Source organism: Lactobacillus sp. X-49 (assembly GCF_057063645.1).
Genome location: NZ_JBXSQM010000017.1, coordinates 1 through 17,082, shown reverse-complemented (window position 1 = coordinate 17,082; position 17,082 = coordinate 1). Strand labels below are relative to the sequence as shown.

General features: G+C 35.2%; 13 protein-coding genes and 1 pseudogene. 12 read left to right on the top strand and 2 right to left on the bottom strand.

What is annotated here, in order from left to right; all coding sequences use genetic code 11:
• The first annotated feature begins 313 nt into the window (after positions 1-313).
• The 8 genes from arcA to rbsU all read left to right on the top strand — a co-directional run bounded on the left by arcA (position 314) and on the right by rbsU (position 8,960).
• Positions 314-1,558: an arginine deiminase gene (arcA, locus tag ACYIAQ_RS08030; RefSeq protein ID WP_483563305.1), complete on the top strand. Its 1,245-nt coding sequence runs from the start codon at positions 314-316 to the stop codon at positions 1,556-1,558.
• 32 nt (positions 1,559-1,590) lie between these two features.
• Positions 1,591-2,637 (top strand): ornithine carbamoyltransferase, encoded by a 1,047-nt coding sequence (gene argF / locus ACYIAQ_RS08025; RefSeq protein ID WP_483563304.1) that lies wholly within the window; start codon positions 1,591-1,593, stop codon positions 2,635-2,637.
• 2 nt (positions 2,638-2,639) lie between these two features.
• Entirely contained in the window at positions 2,640-4,073 is a 1,434-nt protein-coding gene (arcD, locus tag ACYIAQ_RS08020) for an arginine-ornithine antiporter (protein ID WP_483563303.1), read from the top strand.
• Between the two features lie 23 nt (positions 4,074-4,096).
• Complete coding sequence (gene arcC, locus ACYIAQ_RS08015) at positions 4,097-5,038, top strand: carbamate kinase (RefSeq protein WP_483563302.1); 942 nt, start codon at positions 4,097-4,099, stop codon at positions 5,036-5,038.
• Positions 5,039-5,148: 110 nt separating this feature from the next.
• Positions 5,149-5,871 carry a PucR family transcriptional regulator gene (locus tag ACYIAQ_RS08010; RefSeq protein WP_483563301.1) on the top strand — a complete coding sequence of 241 codons (723 nt, stop codon included), beginning with the start codon at positions 5,149-5,151 and terminating at the stop codon, positions 5,869-5,871.
• An 851-nt stretch (positions 5,872-6,722) separates the two neighbouring features.
• A complete protein-coding gene (rbsK, locus tag ACYIAQ_RS08005) occupies positions 6,723-7,637 on the top strand; it encodes a ribokinase (protein WP_122019401.1) in 915 nt (304 codons plus the stop codon).
• 25 nt (positions 7,638-7,662) lie between these two features.
• Positions 7,663-8,058 (top strand): D-ribose pyranase, encoded by a 396-nt coding sequence (gene rbsD / locus ACYIAQ_RS08000; RefSeq protein ID WP_122019398.1) that lies wholly within the window; start codon positions 7,663-7,665, stop codon positions 8,056-8,058.
• Between the two features lie 14 nt (positions 8,059-8,072).
• Entirely contained in the window at positions 8,073-8,960 is an 888-nt protein-coding gene (rbsU, locus tag ACYIAQ_RS07995; RefSeq protein ID WP_122019394.1) for a ribose/proton symporter RbsU, read from the top strand.
• A 342-nt stretch (positions 8,961-9,302) separates the two neighbouring features.
• Here the strand turns inward: rbsU and ACYIAQ_RS07990 are convergent, their stop codons facing one another.
• Positions 9,303-9,533 carry a hypothetical protein gene (locus ACYIAQ_RS07990; protein ID WP_483563300.1) on the bottom strand — a complete coding sequence of 77 codons (231 nt, stop codon included), beginning with the start codon at positions 9,531-9,533 and terminating at the stop codon, positions 9,303-9,305.
• A gap of 150 nt (positions 9,534-9,683) precedes the next feature.
• Between ACYIAQ_RS07990 and ACYIAQ_RS07985 the strand changes: the two genes are divergently transcribed.
• From ACYIAQ_RS07985 to ACYIAQ_RS07970, 4 genes are all read left to right on the top strand, one after another.
• Positions 9,684-11,000 carry a PTS sugar transporter subunit IIC gene (locus ACYIAQ_RS07985; RefSeq protein WP_483563299.1) on the top strand — a complete coding sequence of 439 codons (1,317 nt, stop codon included), beginning with the start codon at positions 9,684-9,686 and terminating at the stop codon, positions 10,998-11,000.
• A complete protein-coding gene (locus tag ACYIAQ_RS07980) occupies positions 10,984-11,847 on the top strand; it encodes an alpha/beta hydrolase (RefSeq protein ID WP_483563298.1) in 864 nt (287 codons plus the stop codon). Before ACYIAQ_RS07985 ends, ACYIAQ_RS07980 begins: the two co-directional genes overlap by 17 nt.
• Positions 11,844-14,375 carry an AAA family ATPase gene (locus tag ACYIAQ_RS07975; RefSeq protein ID WP_483563297.1) on the top strand — a complete coding sequence of 844 codons (2,532 nt, stop codon included), beginning with the start codon at positions 11,844-11,846 and terminating at the stop codon, positions 14,373-14,375. Before ACYIAQ_RS07980 ends, ACYIAQ_RS07975 begins: the two co-directional genes overlap by 4 nt.
• 205 nt (positions 14,376-14,580) lie before the next feature.
• A complete protein-coding gene (locus ACYIAQ_RS07970; RefSeq protein WP_483563296.1) occupies positions 14,581-16,671 on the top strand; it encodes an ATP-dependent Clp protease ATP-binding subunit in 2,091 nt (696 codons plus the stop codon).
• A 60-nt stretch (positions 16,672-16,731) separates the two neighbouring features.
• Here ACYIAQ_RS07970 and ACYIAQ_RS07965 read toward each other — a convergent pair.
• A pseudogene (locus tag ACYIAQ_RS07965) lies at positions 16,732-17,082 on the bottom strand (transposase); the annotation flags it as partial.

Sequence of the window (17,082 nt, the reverse complement as noted above, 5' to 3'; positions counted from 1 at the left end):
ATGGTCTTTTTAATTATAGCTTGTCTTACAGTAATGTTATTGAAACTGCAGATTATTGGATAAATTATTATTTAAAATTAATAGACTAATTAGAGGCGAAATGCCTCTTTTTTATATAAAAATTAAATGAATATAATCAGTAAATAAGTATATTAAATTGATAATCTATTGATCAACTTTTGTTATCTAAATGGATAAAAAAGATTATCGAAAATACCATTTTTTAGATAATTGCTTTTTGTAATAATAAATATTGTAATTTCATGAAAGCGCTTTTTATAGATATTACAATTGTTGCAAAAGGAGAATAATTATGGAAAATCCAGCAATAAATGTTAATTCAGAAATTGGCAAATTAAAAACTGTATTGTTGAAACGTCCAGGCGCGGAAGTTGAAAATATTACTCCAGATACAATGGAGAACCTTTTATTTGATGATATACCATTTTTAAAAATAGCCCAAAAAGAACATGACTATTTTGCAGAAACACTTAGAAAAAACGGCGTTGAAACCTTGTATATCGATGAACTTGCTGTTGAAACATTATCACAAAGTTCTGAAATTAAGCAGGAGTTTATTAATCGTTATCTTGATGAGCATGGATATGATTCTGGAGTAACATATGATGTTTTACAAGACTATCTAAACAGTTTCGATGTACATGATATGGTAACAAAATTATATAGTGGTGTACGTCGTAATGAAATCGATATGGATTTACGAAATGAAACTTTGCATGATTTAGCGGGTAGCGATGCAAATGATCCTTTTTTACTTGATCCATTGCCTAATGCATATTTCACTAGAGATCCACAAGCTTCAATTGGTTCAGGAATAACAATTAATCACATGACTTTTAAAGCTCGTCAACCAGAGTCATTATTTACAGAATTTGTTATGAAGTATCATCCTCGTTTTGCAGGTCATGTAAATGTATGGAGAAATCGTAATCACAATACTCGAATTGAGGGTGGTGATGAACTAGTTTTAAATGATCATGTTTTAGCTATTGGGGTTTCGCAGAGAACATCATCTAAATCGATTGAAGGTTTAGCAAAAGAACTGTTCTCTAATAGTGATAGTCATTTTGATACTGTTGTTGCTATAGAGATTCCTCATAATCATGCAATGATGCATTTAGATACAGTATTTACAATGGTTAACAAAGACCAATTTACTGTCTTCCCAGGGATTATGGATGAAGCTGGTAAAATGAATATTTTTGTCATGACACCAGGTGAAAACGGCAAAATAAACATGGAACATCATACTGATTTGAGTGAAACCTTAAAGCAAGTATTACATCTTTCAGAGTTAGATTTAATTCTAACTGGAAACGGTGACGATATTGTTGCACCAAGAGAGCAATGGAATGATGGTTCAAACACATTAACTATTGCACCAGGTGAAGTTGTAACTTATAACCGTAACTACGTAAGTAATGAAATTTTACGTGAACATGATATTTTGGTTCACGAAGTTATTTCAAGTGAGTTGTCTAGAGGGCGTGGTGGTCCTCGTTGTATGTCCCAACCACTATGGCGTGAAGATTTATAAAACTAAAGTTTTAATAAAAAAGGAAAAGTAATATGGCTATTAATTCAGTATTTCAAGGTCGTTCATTGTTAGCAGAGAAAGATTTTACCCCAGGTGAAATTCAATATTTAATTGATTTAGGATTACATTTAAAAACTCTACAACAAAATCATATACCGCATCATTATTTAGAGGGTAAAAATATTGCATTGTTATTTGAAAAAACATCAACAAGAACTAGATCTGCTTTTACAACAGCAGCTATTGAACTGGGAGCCCATCCAGAATATTTAGGTGCTAATGATATTCAATTAGGCAAGAAAGAGTCAGTTGAAGATACTGCTATTGTTTTAGGACGAATGTTTGATGGAATTGAATTTAGAGGATTTAAGCAATCTGATGTAGAAGAATTAGCTAAATACTCAGGTGTACCTGTTTGGAATGGGTTAACAGATCAATGGCATCCAACACAAATGATTGCAGATTTCATGACAATTAAAGAAAATTTTGGTCATTTACGTGGCTTGACTCTAGCTTTTGTTGGTGATGGACGTAACAATATGGCTAATTCATTATTAGTTACAGGAGCTATGTTAGGAGTAAATATTCGTATAGTTGCTCCTGAAGAATTACATCCTTCTCAAGAAGTTGTAGATTTGGCTAATAAATTTGCTGCGGAATCAGGAGCAAAATTGCTAGTTACAGCAGATATTGATGAAGGTGTAAAGAAAGCTAATGTTATCTACACTGATGTTTGGGTTTCAATGGGAGAGTCAGATTGGGAGAATAGAGTTAAATTATTAAAACCATATCAGGTTAATATGGAAATGATGAAAAAGACTGGTACAAGTAAAGAGGAATTAATTTTTATGCACTGTCTGCCAGCATTTCATGATACTAATACTGAATATGGTAAGGAAGTTGAAGAAAATTACGGGATTACTGAAATGGAAGTAACTGATGAAGTTTTCCGTAGTGAATATGCACGTCAATGGGATGAAGCTGAGAATCGTAAGCACTCCATTAAGGCAATAATGGCTGCCACTTTAGGCAACATGTTTATTCCATCTGTACCAGAATTGGAAAAGGCAGGAAAATAATTATGTCTGATACTAAGGAGAATGGAATTGCTCTACCTGCCTTAGTTGCTTTAGTTGTTAGTTCGGCAATTGGTTCAGGTATCTTTGATTTACCTTCAACTTTAGCTCAATCTGCTACGCCTGGTGCAGCTTTGGTAGCATGGGCAATTACGGGTGTAGGTATTTTAATGCTAGCTTTGTGCTTAAATAGTTTGGTTTTAAATAAGCCTGAATTAACTGGAGTGTCAGACTACGCTAGAGCAGGTTTTGGTGATTTCGCTGGATTTATTTCTGGTTGGGGCTACTGGCTATCTTCATGGCTAGGAAATGTTGCTTTTGCAACGATGTTAATGTCATCTTTAGGATATTTTTTTCCACCACTAAAATCTGGCAATAGTCTAAGTGCAATTATTGTGGCTTCAATTATTTCTTGGGCACTGACAATTTTAGTTACACGTGGGATTGAATCAGCAGCTATTATTAATGCAATTGTGACAGTCACTAAAATGATCCCGATCTTTGCATTTGTAGTAATTGCAATTATTAGTTTTAAAATGGGAGTATTTACAAATCATTTTTGGGCTAATATGTCTTCTAATTTTAATGGAAGTGTGACGTATTCTTCGGCGACTGCTACAGGCATATTTACCCAAATTAAAGGTTGCATCATGGTAATGATGTGGGTGTTTGTAGGTATCGAAGGTGCGACAACAATGGCTGCACGTGCTAAGAAAAAGTCGGATGCAGGTAGGGCGACTATTATTGGATTGTTTTCTCTTCTAACTATTTATGTTGTTGTGTCTATTTTACCTTACGGCTATTTACCACTATCTAAGTTACAAACCATGCGTCACCCTGTTTTACTTTATTTATTTAAGGAAATGACTGGACCGATAGGAGGAGCATTTATTGCTATAGGTTTAATTATATCGATTTTAGGTGCCTGGTTATCATGGACAATGTTACCAGTTGAGGCTACATCATTAATGGCAGAACAAGGTCTTCTTCCTAAATGGTTTGGCAAATTAAATAAGCATCGCTCTCCAGCTAATTCTTTATGGTTAACAGAAATTTTAATTCAATTATTTTTAATTACACTATTGTTTACAGATCAGGCATATAATTTCGCATATTCTTTATGTACATCTTCAATTGCCGTTTGTTACGCCTTGGTTGGTGCATATCAATTAAAATTAGGGTTACAAAATAGAAACTCTCATATGATTCTACCAGGGTTTATAGCTTTGGCTTTCGAAGTAGTAGGAATGATTTTTGCTGGTTTACAGTATTTATGGCTATGTACGATTGCTTATTTAATTGGTTTTGTTTTGTACTATCGTGCAAGAAAAGAGAATGGTCAATCTATAAGTAACGTTGAATGGATATTAATGATTATTATTGGCATTTTGGCAGTAGCAGCAATAGTTGCATTGATAATGGGTAAATTGAAAGCATAATGAAGTATTAGGAAGTATAAAATATGAAAAAAATTGTTGTTGCATTAGGTGGTAATGCAATTTTAACAGATGATCCATCTGCACAAGCTCAACAAGCAGCGCTAATGAAGACAGCTGATTTTTTAACAGATTTCATTGCTCAGGGTAATATTCAATTAGTTATTACTCACGGCAATGGACCACAAGTTGGTAATTTATTATTGCAAGAGCTTGATGGTAGTTCAGATAGTAATCCAGCTATGCCATTAGACACAGTAGGTGCGATGACTCAAGGTGAGATTGGCTTGTGGTTAGCTAATGCATTAAATATGAGCGCATCGCATCGACATCTGCCAATAAATGTATCTACTGTTTTAACCAGAGTTGTAGTTGATGAGCAAGATAGTGCATTTAATAATCCATCTAAACCGATCGGTCCGTTCTACACGAAGGATGAAGTAGATACTATTAAAGAAGAACACCCAGATTGGGAAATAGTAGAAGATGCAGGGCGTGGATTTAGAAGAGTTGTGCCGTCTCCTAAGCCAGGTAGTATTCTTGAAGCCGACTCAATTAAACTATTAGTTGAAAATAATACAACACTAATTGCTAGTGGAGGCGGGGGAGTACCTGTTGTTAAACATGATAATAAAATCAGTGGAATTGAAGCTGTAATTGATAAAGACTTTTCAGCTGCTAAGTTAGCGGAGTTAGTTGATGCTGATGAATTGATAATTTTAACGGCTGTAAAGTATGTAACTTTAAACTATCAAAAACCTAATCAAACAGATTTACATGAAGTTAAAGTATCACAAATGAAACAATATTTAACAGATAATCAATTTGCAAGTGGATCAATGAAGCCAAAAGTAGAAGCAGCAGTTTCATTTGTTGAAAAAACAAATCGTAAAGCAGTGATTACATCTCTTGATAATGTTGGATCATATTTAAATAATAATGATGGTACTATAATTATTCCAGATTAGATTAAGATTATATCAGCATAAAAATAAAGTCTATTTAAGTTATTTAATTGCCTATTTGTAAATAGTAAATTATATTATGAAAATTCGTTATACAATAGGAGAAAGTAAATATGCTTGAAAAATTTATGCATGAGTGGTTATACGTTTCAGATTATGATGTACCTGTTGCAAACAATGGTTTTAGCGGGCGAGCAAAAATTAATGGCGTAGATCTGGAACAGAAATATATTGCGCTGGTAGCTACATCTAATTATAACAATTTGCCTGAATGGCGTTTAGCATTTAATTTGGATAAAAATAAACGAGTTTATGTTATGAAACCACAACACAAATCTAACTTTTTAGCAATTTTGCCCAAAAAAGTTTATGTTGGTATAGGGAAACATCATTTTGATTTATCGGGAAGTATTAAGGAAGCCTTATTTTCGTTAATGCTAACTAATAAATTTGATTCTATTGTTCATTACGATGAAATCGCTAATATGTATATTATTGCACATTCAACATTAGATTATCCGTTATTACGTAAGCGATTAAGTCAAATTGATGAGGATACACAATTAACTTTATGGTTGTATGCAAAGAATCAGGTGTCAATTTCATCGCTTGCACAAATGTTAATGGTGCATCCCAAAACAGTTGAGTATCGCTTGCAAAAAATTAAGTCTTTAACTGGATTTGATCCACGTAAGGGAATAGATCTAATACCTTTAGTGGTTTCCTATATAAAAGAAAAAACTGAAAATATACATATACTCGAAACTGAATTGCAAAGTTTTTCTAATGAAATGTTACCTAGAGATAAAACAATCTCTGTGAGTACTAATAATTAAGTTATTTTAACTATAATCTAAAACTCCTTAAATAATATAATCAAGTGTTCGGAAAAACTAGTTTCTGAAACCTAAAAATAGATCAAGTATTCCTTTAGGAAAATCTTGATCTATTATTTTTCTTAAAATAGCTCTTTCTTCTCTGCATTTCTACTTCAATATTGGCTTAAATTCATCATCATAAACATTAAACTAATATCGGTTTCTACTTTTTCTTTCCGCGTATTGGATTAGGACAAAGAGTAGGATCTTGAGCATCATTGTTGGATGGTAAGCTGGTCTACAAGTATTTGGCCTGTGATATGATTTTGATACATGAAAAGCACACCTTTTTTGTGATGAATTAATAATATCAATACAGTGAAATATAGACTAGTATGTTAGTTAAGTTGTCAAAGGTGTCGAAAAATTACTGAAACTGGAAATTTGTTTACGAAGATAATTAAGAGCGGCGCAATTTTAGAGCCATAAATTTCTTGTAAGTATTTTATCTAACCACCATCTTCTGGAAAGATAGTGGCAAGCTATATTACGCTTAAAATTCAGCCATTAAAGGAAATTAAATCGCCCAGTGGCTAAACGAGAATGCTTAGCCAAGCATTCTGCGTTAGTGCTGAAACACTAGCGATTAAAAAAAGCATTGCTGCCAATCATGATGCCCATAATGGTTACCAAAGCAATGAATAATGGGGGTTGTCTTTTTTATAAATTACACCTTTACTGAATAAATAACTTCAATAATTATGGTTTAAACTGGTATAAAAAAACTTAAATTACAATTTGGAAGCGGTTTTAAGTATGCTATAATTTTGACGTAGGCTAATTTAGCAAATTGCCGAAAGGAGAAAAAGATGAACAAAGTTACAGTTATTGGCAGCATTAATCTTGATACCAATCTGCGTGTTGAGCGCATGGTTAAGCCGGGGGAAACTATTCATGCTAAGGAACATTATTCAGCCGCTGGTGGTAAGGGTGCCAATCAGGCAGTGGCAGCTGCGAGGTCGGGTTGTGTGACTAGCTTTATCGGGGCTGTTGGTGATGATGCACCGGGTACCGAGATGTTAGACTTGCTTAAACAGGAAAAAATTGATATTTCTGGAATTACTACGATTAAGAATGAGTCAACTGGTCAAGCCTTTATTTCGGTTGATGATGAAGGGCAAAACTCAATTACGATTTATGCTGGTGCCAATTATGATTTTCATGTCAAGGATATTGATAAAAAAAGCAAATTGATTTCTAGCAGTGACTTTGTGATTGCGCAATTTGAAACTCCGGTAGAAGCAACAATTAAGGGGTTTGAAATTGCTCGTGCTAATGGGGTCAAGACAATTTTAAACCCTGCGCCAGCAATGGCTAAGATTCCGGCAGAGTTGCTTAGGTTAACTGATATGATTGCACCAAATGAGACAGAAGCTGAGACAATTACCGGAGTACATGTTGCTGATAAAACTAGTGCTCGCCAAGCTGCCGTTAAATTGCATGAGTTAGGTGTTAAGGCAGTAATTATTACGATCGGTTCAAAAGGTGCTTTTTATGATTTTGACGGGCAGAGCGAGTTGGTCCCAGCATTTAAGGTCAAGGCAGTTGACACGACTGCTGCTGGGGATACTTTTATTGGTTCCATGTCTAGTTTATTAAAACCAGATTTTTCTAACTTGCATGAGGCGATAATTTTTGCCAACAAGGCATCATCATTAACAGTGCAACGGTATGGTGCTCAACCATCAATCCCATACAAGAAAGAAATCGATCAAGTTAAGTAGTCTTGATAGTAGAAAGTGAAGCAACATGAAAAAAACAAAGGTAATTAATTCAGATTTGTCACGTGTAATTGCAACAATGGGTCATTTTGATAAATTAGCAATTGGTGACGCGGGCACGCCAGTTCCTAAGGGCACAGAAAAAATTGACTTAGCCGTAACTAAGGGAATTCCTAGTTTTATGGATGTCTTAAACAATGTGCTTGAGGAATTAGAAATTCAACGAATTTTTTTAGCTAGTGAAATTAAAACGGAAAATCCCGAAATGTTGGCTAAAATTAAAAAGCGTCTACCAGACACACCAATTGAATTTATTACTCATGAGGAATTAAAGGAAAGCCTGAAGGACTGCAAGGCTTTTGTTAGAACTGGTGAAATGACGCCATTTGCAAATATTTTACTTGAAAGTAACGTTGTTTTTTAAATTAGGAGAAAAAATTGAATACAACAGCATTATTAGTTGGTCTAGGCCCACTTTTGGGCTGGGGTTTATTTCCAACAATTGCTTCAAAAATTGGTGGTAAACCTGCTAACCAAATCTTGGGAACGACTTTAGGAACTTTTATTTTTGGTTTAGTTTATGCCCTTATCGGTGGTTATACAATGCCAACGGGTTCGGCATTATTATTGTCGATTATTTCCGGTATTGGTTGGGCCAGCGCGGAAATTGTTACCTTTATGTCGTTTGGCTTGGTTGGCTCATCGCGGGCAATGCCAATTACGACGGCCTTTCAATTATTAGGTGCTTCATTATGGGGTGTCATTGCTTTAGGTAATTGGCCGGGGATTCCTGCTAAAATTATTGGGACGATTGCTTTAGTGGCGATTATTATTGGTGCCTATATGACAGTTTGGTCCGAAAAAAAAACCGCGCAAAAGTCAAGCTTACTGAAAAAAGCGACGATTTGGTTGTTATTTGGTGAAATTGGTTACTGGGCTTACTCAGCAGCTCCACAAGCAGCGCACGTTGATGGTCAACACGCATTTTTGCCGCAAGCAATAGGGATGTTATTAACAGGAATTGTTTATGGCATTTATGTTGCAATTAAAAATAAAGATGAAAACCCGTTTACGGAAATTGTTTCTTATAAACAAATTTTTGCTGGTTTCTTTTTTGCCTTTGCAGCTTTGACCTACCTGATCTCGGCACAGCCCAACATGAACGGACTAGCTACTGGTTTTGTTTTATCTCAGACTTCGGTTATCTTAGCGACATTGACTGGTATTTGGTTTTTAGATCAGAAAAAGACTAAGAAAGAGATGGCAGTTACGATTGCTGGGTTGGTGATTATTTTAATTGCTGCTGCGGTAACAGAATTTGTCTAACTAAAAACAAACGAAAATAAACAACCAATAAAAGAAAAGTAGCTAGGAAAAACTAGATACTAAAATGATGCTCAAGATCCTACTCTTTGCCCTAATCCAATACGCGAAAAGAAAAAAGTAGAAACCGATATTGGTTTAATGTTTATGATGATGAATTTAAGCCAATATTGGAGTAAAAATGCAGAGAAGAAGGAGCTATTTTAAGAAAAAATAATAGATCAAGATTTTTTCTAAAGGAATACTTGATCTAATTTTAGGTCTAAAAAGCTAGTTTTCCGGATACTTACTTTTAGTTTAAGTTAAAAAAAGCAGGATATTTCCTGCTTTTTTTATGCTAAATACTTATATATTTAAATCATCAATATTGTTTGGAAATAATCTACCAGAATAATTTGAACTTGTATTATCATTTTCACGAAGTGCTTCTTTGATCTGGCTGGAACTCAGATGATCAATTAAATATGCTTTTAATGCTTTATTAGTTAATGTATCCAAGTCAATATCATATGTCTTTAAATATTTTGCTGCCAGCTTTTCAACTTTTTCATTTAACTCGATTTTTCTTTTACTCATTTTTTCACCCTCTAAAAATCAATTCTATTATAACATTTTATGTTTATCTAATAAAAAAATAATAAGAGTAAACTATATGTGAAGATTGCTGAAAAATCATAAAGAGAGTATTATTTTAATTCAAATATATAATTAAAAGGGGATTAGCAAATGTTAGATTATGCAGCTAGATTTATATTGAAAATTCGTTCGAATCCCTTTTTTAGAGCTATTCAGCGAACACTTGTTATGCTGATGCCAATTGCGGTGCTAGGTTCGTATTTTAAACTGATTCTTGACTTGATTTTCTCACCAGAAGGTATGGTTTACAATATTTTTGGGTTAGATAAAATCATCCCAGATCATTTATGGTATGCGGGATTATTTGTAAGCCGAGGAATGATTGAGGTAACTTTTGGTGTATTTGGAGTTTATGCATGCTTTTTTATGGCACGTTATACAGCTCATATTTATCATAAAGATGCAACTTTAGCGGGCCTGACTAGCGTCATCATTTTACTCTTTTGTTCTTATGGGTCTACAAGTGGCCAGCGATCAGGGAATGTGTATTCTTCTGGAATACTCCAGATAAACTCTGTCTTTATTTCTTTAGTTGTGGGTTATATGGTAGGACAAGTTTTCCACTTGCTAGGTAAAGAATATTTACCAGTAAAAGTAGAAAGTACTAAAATTATTCGACAACGTGCATGGGATGCATTGCTACCAGCAATGGTTTCACTGAGCATAGGAATTATATTGGGTATAATTATTTATGAATTACAATTAAAAGTCATAAATTCTGCTAGTTTCAGCGAAATAGTTAGTCGTGTTCAAACTACTAATAATATTGGTGAAGTTATAATTTTGACAATTGTGATCACATTTTTGAATTGGATCGGTATTGGTTTTCCATTAAGATCAATCGGTGAATCACTTAATAATGCATATACAGCTGAAAATATGACAGTTGCTTTTCAACATGGCAATTCATGGAATGTTCCATATAAATTTTTAGGTAGTTCATTAATAAATAGCTATGGAGTAATGGGGGGAGCGAGTGTACTTTTAGCGATCATAGTTTTGCTTTTGCTACAACATAATAATCCCGAAATTGAGGCAATAGCCAAGGTTAATCTCTTGCCAGCTGCTTTTAGTTCAACAATTGGATTGGCCGTGGGTCTGCCTATATTGCTGAATCCCATTTTTTTAATTCCCAGTATGTTAATCCCAGTAATTAATATACTGTTGGCAGCTGGAGGAATTTATTTCCATTTAATTCCAGTTTGTGTATACCCGATTTTGAAAGGAACCCCTGGAATTTTAATTTCGTTTTTTGGGACAAATGGTAACTGGTCTGCTTTGTTTTTTACGATTTTGTTATTCATACTAGATATAGCAATGTTATGGCCTATTATTAAAATTAATGAACTAGTAGATTTAAAGCTAAGATCCAAGGAAAGGGGGACTATTAATGCACAAAAATCCTAATTTTAAATGGTTAATATTATTATTACTAATATTATTACTCCTAGCTGTTCCCAGTTATGTTTGGATGAAAAAAGAAAATAATGCGCGTGCACAAAGAAGTAAATCGCAACTTTCTCCCGTAATTATGGTTCCAGGATCAAGTGCAACGACGGAACGTTTTAATGAACTAATTGACCTACTTAATCAATCGTCGGAAAATCATCATAGTGTGATGAAAATCACTGTTTCACGTGAATCAAAATTGTCCTATAGCGGCACAATTGGGAAAAATGATTTAGAACCGTTTATTATTATTGGCTTTGCTAATAATAAAGATGGGTATGCAAATATAAAAAAACAGGCAACTTGGCTTGATACAGCCTTTGACTCACTGATGCATAATTACAAATTTAATAATTTTAAGGCTTTTGGTCATTCTAATGGTGGGTTGATTTGGACTTATTGGTTAGAACATTATTATTCACAGTACAATGGTGAAACTAAAATGAAGCGTTTATTAACGTTGGGTACTCCGTATAATTTTACAGAAACAAACACTGATAATCGTACGCAGATGTTGGCTGATTTTGTAAAGAATCGTTCAAAATTACCAAAAAATTTGAGAGTTTATTCTCTATCGGGGGGTAAAGATTATGACTCCGATGGAATAGTTCCCGAAAGTAGCGTGGCTGCAGGAAAGTTCATTTTTCAAAATCAGGTTAAAGCATATACAGCTATGACAGTAACTGGTAAGGAAGCAGATCATTCCGATTTACCACAGAATAAGCAGGTAGTGCAAACTATTCGACAATATTTGCTTCACCAGTCTAGAAAATTTGAAAATAAAGGGAAGGATATTCAAAAGTGAGATATCAAAAACAGCCTACGCATATCGAAGTAATTGGTGGTCGTGTTAATAATTTAAAAAATATTAATGTTGATATTCCCTTGCATCAATTTGTTGTAATTTCTGGGCTTAGCGGATCTGGTAAGTCCAGTCTCGCAATGGGAATTTTGTATTCCGAAGGAGCAAGACGTTATCTGGATTCCCTTGCAACTTATACTCGTCGCCGAATTAGTCAGGTGGGGAAAGCAAATGTGGATGAAGTAAAGCATATTCCCTCAGCACTGGCTTTAAAGCAGCGACCGACGGTTCCTGGCATACGTTCAACAGTTGGAACAGTAACGGAAATTTTTAATATTCTGCGGCTGATTTTTTCACGGTTGGGGTCACCAGTTTGTCCTAATGGCCATCGTCTTATGCCAACTATTAAAATTGCGCAAGCGATGGATTTAAGTGGTGAAGCAATGGGACGAATTAATTGTCCTGTATGTGGAGTCCAGTTTTATGCTTTTAGTGCTGAAGACTTCGCCTTTAATTCAGATGGCGCATGTCAAACTTGTCAGGGATTGGGTCAGGTAGAGCAGCTTGATGACAAAAAAATTGTTGCCGATGAAAATTTATCTTTAGAAAATGGGGCGATTGCAACTTGGCAAATTCCAGGTCGTAATTGGATGTGGCGGATTGCTCGTGAACTTGGTGTGAGAACCGACGTTCCTTACCATGAATTAACAACTAGAGAACGAGAAATAGTTTTACATGGACAAGAACGTAAAGTGCCGGTAGATATTCCCACTTCGACGGGACGTGTTTATCATTTGGATGCTCTATATGAGAATGCTTATAATGCAGTAATTAATTCGCGCAAAACAACTAAATCTGAACGTGGACTTGAGCGTATTAATACTTTTTATCACTTTAGTACCTGTCCAAGGTGCCATGGTTATCGAATTGATCCAAGCCGCTGGCAGCAATTGGTTGCTGGGAAAAGTATTGTGGCAGCTGAACAATTAACGTTGGGTGAGTTACCACAATACTTAGACAAAATTAAACAGGAATTACCCATAGAAATGCAAGATTTAGCGGAAAATCTATTGGGCGAATTATTGCATCAAGTTACACCATTATTAAAATTAGGTTTAGATTATCTAAGTCTTGATCGACCTGCCAATAGCTTGTCAACCGGTGAATTACAGCGAATTCAACTGGGGCGAACTTTAAGAACGGAAACTACTGGTGTACTCTATGTATTGGATGAGCCATCGGTAGGATTACATCCGGCTAACATAGACGGATTAATTGATATTTTTCATGAGCTTGTTAATCAGGGGAATTCTCTAGTAGTTGTTGATCATGAAACTGCAATTATTGATGCGGCTGATTGGGTAATTGAAATTGGTCCAGGCTCTGGCAGTCAAGGCGGACAAGTTATTTCTCAAGGAACGCCCAATCAGCTTAAACAAGATTCAAATTCATTAATAGGACCATATTTAACCGGAACTGCACAGTTGTTAGTGCGGGAACCAGCTTCAAAACAGCAACTCTTTAAGCAAGGTAAATTAGACTTTACGGTTGACCATCATTTTAATCTTAATAATGTTCATGTCCAAATTCCGCTGGGCAAAATGACGGCGGTTACTGGTTTCTCTGGAGCCGGAAAAACTACATTAATTCTCGATGCTTTGCTTCCGGTCTTAAAGGCACAAAAAGCGCATAAAAGCACTCCAAGCTGGGTTACAGATTTATCTGCAACTGGGATTAATAATGTAGTCAGTGTTGATTCTACTCCTGTAGGTAAGAATCAGCGCTCAACGGTTGCAACTTATACTGATATCATGAATAATTTACGCCAATTGTATGCACGTCAGCCATTAGCCAAGCAGTTACATTATCCAGCTTCGTACTTTTCATACAATAATAAGCAGGGAGCATGTCCAGCTTGTGGTGGTAGTGGCGTGATTGCACTAGACATACAGTATTTACCCGATATAGTTGAAACTTGTTCTTTATGTAATGGTCATCGCTATAATAAAGAAGTTTTACAAGTTAAATGGCATAACCTGAGCATTGCTGATGTACTCGCTTATTCTGTGGATGAAGCTTTAAACAAGAAGCTATTTAAGGGTGAAACCAAAATCTTGCAAACAGTGACCACTCTGCATGAAATGGGATTGGGGTACCTACACTTAGGCGAAGCGACTCCTGCATTATCCGGTGGAGAAGCGCAACGATTAAAATTAATCAAGCATTTGCATCGTCAGCAAAAGGGAACTTTGTTTGTTTTTGATGAGCCTACAGTTGGCTTACATCCACAAGATGTGAGAACTCTGCTAAAAGTCTTGCAAAAATTGCTGGATCATGATGCAACCATTATTACTATTACCCACGATTTAGATATGATGGCAAATAGTGATTATATGATCGACTTGGGACCACGAGGTGGAAAAAATGGTGGTCAAATTGTAGCTGATGGTACACCTCGTGATATTCTTCCAAAGCAGGCCAGTCTAACAGCAGGATATTTGCAAAAACATTTAAAATTATATCAAAAATAATCTTAATGCTTTAAGGATAACCAATTAATGACTATCTTTAAAGCTTTTTCTATTTAAGATTGATCTTAGACTTAGTTGTGGAAAAATAAGACATATCTCTTGCACTCTGTGGATAACCTGCTAAAATATAAAGTATAAGAAATTAGCACTCATAGCTTTTGAGTGCTAATAAATAATTTATAACCTATGTAAGGGGTGGCTATATATGACATATTTTGACAATGAATTTGATAATTTGTTTAATGAATTAAACAATTCCTTCTTTAATGATAGTAATAATAGTAACGGATCAATTCCAATTCATTATTCAGGCAGTATGAATATGGCACCGCAAAATCTGAACACTAATGGTCAAGCACAACAGAAAAAGCCTATCGGTGTCGATCTAGTTGAACAAGCCAAAAATAATAAATATGATCCAGTGATTGGACGAGACGAACAGATTCAAGAGGTTATTGAAATTTTAAGTCGGCGCAAGAAGAATAATCCAGTGCTAATTGGACCGGCTGGAGTTGGTAAAACCGCAATTGTTGAAGGGTTAGCCCAAAAGATTGCTCAAGGCGATGTTCCCGAAAAGATGAAGGATAAGCATATCATTGCAATTAATATTAACGATATGGTTGCCGGTTCTAGTTTGCGGGGCAGCTTTGAAGAACGCTTGAAAAAAGTAATCGATGAGGCTAAAAACAATCCTAATATCATTCTATTTATTGATGAATTGCATAATATTGTTGGCGCAGGGTCAACAGATTCGGAAAATAATAGTGGCGATGCCTCTAATATTTTAAAACCAGCTTTAGCTAGCGGTGACTTAAACCTAATTGGTGCAACGACGACAGGAGAGTATCGTCAAATTGAAAATGATGCGGCTTTGGCAAGACGTTTCCAACCAGTTGATGTGCCAGAACCTTCTACTGATGTAACGGTTAAAATTTTGGAAGGTCTTAAGAAAAAATATGAGGACTATCATCATGTTAAATATAGTGATAGTGCTTTACGCTTAGCAGTCGAATTGTCACAACGTTATATTCAAGGACGTTATCTACCGGATAAGGCAATTGATTTAATTGATGAAGCTGGAGCGAAGAAGGGGCTTGATGCTGTACCAAATGATGAAGTAAGTCTGAAAAAACAGATTAAGCAATTAGAAAATGAAAAAACTTCTGCTGCACAAAATGAAGATTATGCAAAGGCGAGTGAACTCAAGAAACGAATTGAAAAATTACGTGAGCAAATGGATCATTTAGACGAAGCTTCAGTGCCGCGTGTGACGGATCAGGATATTTATGCTTTAATTGAGACTAAGACTAAGATCCCAATGAGTGAATTGCATGCAAGTGAAGGGCAGAAGAACCTTGACTTAGCTGAAAAATTAAAAGCAACTGTAATTGATCAAGATAATGCTATCGAAGTTATCACGGATGCAATTGCCCGCAAACAAGTTTTTAAAGATAATAATCGTCCTACTGGCTCGTTCTTACTCACTGGTCCAACCGGTGTTGGTAAAACAGAACTAGCTAAACAATTAGCAATTCAATTGTTTGGTGGCGAAAATCATTTAATTCGCTTAGATATGTCGGAATATCAAGATCAAATGGCCGTGAATAAGCTAATTGGGTCAGCACCGGGATATGTTGGCTATGGTGAAGGTGGTCAATTGACCGAAAAGGTACGTCACCAGCCATACAGTTTAATTTTATTTGATGAAATTGAAAAAGCTAATCCTCAGATTTTTAATGCTTTATTACAAATTATGGATGATGGCCGCTTAACAGATGCGCAAGGGCGAACTGTTTCCTTTAAAGATACGATTTTAATCATGACTTCAAATGCAGGCTACTCTGATAACCTACTCAAGGATGGTCAAGCTGGTCATGATAAGTTGGTTAAGGCACTTGAAGCATATTTCAGACCAGAATTTTTGAATCGATTGGACGCAATTGTTCCATTTAATTCGCTAACGCAAGTTGATATGACAAAAATTATTGATATCTATCTAAAGAAGATGGCTCATGTTTTAGCTAAAAAAGACGTCAAACTGATAGTTTCACCTGAAGCAAAAACTTATTTTGCACAAAAAGGCTATGACAAGAAGTTTGGTGCAAGACCTTTACGTCGAGTGGTTGAGCAAGAAATGGAAACGCCAATTGCAAAATTATTAATGAAATCACCGGATACTAAGGAAGTTAACTTTACGGCAGATGGTACCCATGTCTACCTAAATGGGGATGCCATTATTGATATTGACGTACCATCTTTAGATAAGAATGATCACACAGAAGATAAAGCAGAATAATTTTAACAAGTTCAAAAACCCTCTAGATTTGAAGCTAACCCCTAAAACTGGACGTTAGTTTTATATCATTTTACTTAAGGCTTGATTTCGATATTGAATCGGAGTTAAGCCTTTTAGTTTGTGCCGAATTCTATCTTCATTGTAATAACTTATCCATTCTTTCATCGCCTTAACCAATTGTTTCTTAGTATCAAAGTGATGTGTAAAATAATTCATTTCAACTTTCATAATGTGAAAGAAACTTTCCATAGCTGCATTATCATGACATGTAGCTCTTTGTGACATTTATGTTTTCGTAAAGCATGTCGATATGGATTAGATTGATATTGAATTCCTTGATCACTATGGATTGTCATTCGATAATTTAATAGCTTTGGTCTTGCAGTAAACACTCCCTCTAATCCTTCTAGA

Excerpts from the sequence above, each read along its gene's own strand:
- ACYIAQ_RS08010 (WP_483563301.1), top strand. The coding sequence starts at position 5,149 with ATGCTTGAAAAATTTATGCATGAGTGGTTATACGTTTCAGATTATGAT.
- arcD (WP_483563303.1), top strand. The coding sequence starts at position 2,640 with ATGTCTGATACTAAGGAGAATGGAATTGCTCTACCTGCCTTAGTTGCT.
- ACYIAQ_RS07985 (WP_483563299.1), top strand. The coding sequence starts at position 9,684 with ATGTTAGATTATGCAGCTAGATTTATATTGAAAATTCGTTCGAATCCC.
- ACYIAQ_RS07980 (WP_483563298.1), top strand. The coding sequence starts at position 10,984 with ATGCACAAAAATCCTAATTTTAAATGGTTAATATTATTATTACTAATA.
- rbsK (WP_122019401.1), top strand. The coding sequence starts at position 6,723 with ATGAACAAAGTTACAGTTATTGGCAGCATTAATCTTGATACCAATCTG.
- ACYIAQ_RS07990 (WP_483563300.1), bottom strand. The coding sequence starts at position 9,533 with ATGAGTAAAAGAAAAATCGAGTTAAATGAAAAAGTTGAAAAGCTGGCA.
- arcC (WP_483563302.1), top strand. The coding sequence starts at position 4,097 with ATGAAAAAAATTGTTGTTGCATTAGGTGGTAATGCAATTTTAACAGAT.
- rbsD (WP_122019398.1), top strand. The coding sequence starts at position 7,663 with ATGAAAAAAACAAAGGTAATTAATTCAGATTTGTCACGTGTAATTGCA.
- arcA (WP_483563305.1), top strand. The coding sequence starts at position 314 with ATGGAAAATCCAGCAATAAATGTTAATTCAGAAATTGGCAAATTAAAA.
- argF (WP_483563304.1), top strand. The coding sequence starts at position 1,591 with ATGGCTATTAATTCAGTATTTCAAGGTCGTTCATTGTTAGCAGAGAAA.
- ACYIAQ_RS07970 (WP_483563296.1), top strand. The coding sequence starts at position 14,581 with ATGACATATTTTGACAATGAATTTGATAATTTGTTTAATGAATTAAAC.